The organism is Tritonibacter horizontis (assembly GCF_001518015.1).
GTDB classification, from domain to species: domain Bacteria; phylum Pseudomonadota; class Alphaproteobacteria; order Rhodobacterales; family Rhodobacteraceae; genus Epibacterium; species Epibacterium horizontis.
In genome coordinates, this window is record NZ_LPUY01000125.1 from 1 (window position 1) to 875 (window position 875).

The following is an 875-nucleotide window of genomic DNA, read 5'->3' on the forward strand; positions in this document are numbered from 1 at the left end:
ATCACAAATCAGAAAGCCTGCTTTCCTTTCAGCCCCGCCCACGGGTCAGAGCTGCTGTCCGAGTGGGAATGCCCCCGCGCCTCCGGGTGCTACGCCCCTCCCCTGCCCGTCTGGTCTTGATTGGTTGCCCGGATTTTCTGCGGCGTCCTTCGATTGCGCGACGAAGAACTCCGTGTCTTTTCCGTTCAACCGTTGGCCGCTCCGGTCGGTCAGGCCGATGCAGCTACCATTCGGCACATAGGTGACGAGGTACTGACCGAGCAGGTCCTTGTGGACAACGTAGCCGGTATTGGCCCAATGCACGGTCTGGCCGGCATCGACGGCGGCCTTGATGTCTTCGAGTGTCATGGGGTCCTCCTCGAGAAGAGTGGTGGGGAAACGACGCAAGAAGCCCGATCTTCCAACCGGGCTTCCATGCAGCATTTGTTGGCAAACGGCCGAGTGCTGTCAGGCACCTTGCGTGGCTTGCGTCGCGTGCGCCGCCATCCAATCCTTCAGACCAAGAACCGTTCTTCCGGCGGCGACCTCGGAGGCCCAGGCAGCCCTTGGGTCGCCGCAGGGCTCGGAGCCGGCGTGCGAGTCGATATGGCCATTGGCCATCCATGGCTCGGGCTGGATCCGTCGCAGCCAGTCCGCCATGCTCGGGATCCGGCCCTGACAGTCTTCGCGGACATGCTGCTCCCCGATCCAGCGCACGGGAATGTCCCGACCTGCGCTATTGGTCAGGGTCAAGCCGAAGACACGTTCGGCCTCGAACAGGCCTTGAGCGTGGTGGCGCATGGCTCGGTGCGTGAAGAGCGCGAGGTGCTCTTTCGAGGCATCGATTATCTGGACACTTGCGATTTCACCTCCAAGGCTGAAGTTTTCACCTTTTT

2 protein-coding genes are annotated in these 875 nt (G+C 61.8%); both read right to left on the reverse strand.

What is annotated here, in order from left to right; translation table 11 throughout:
* Positions 1-45 precede the first annotated feature (45 nt).
* On the reverse strand, positions 46-348 hold the full coding sequence (locus TRIHO_RS20235; RefSeq protein WP_065323578.1) for a hypothetical protein: 303 nt from the start codon (positions 346-348) through the stop codon (positions 46-48).
* 99 nt (positions 349-447) lie between these two features.
* Positions 448-875: DUF6915 family protein (locus TRIHO_RS20240; protein ID WP_068248130.1), on the reverse strand; the 428-nt coding region annotated here is incomplete at its 5' end.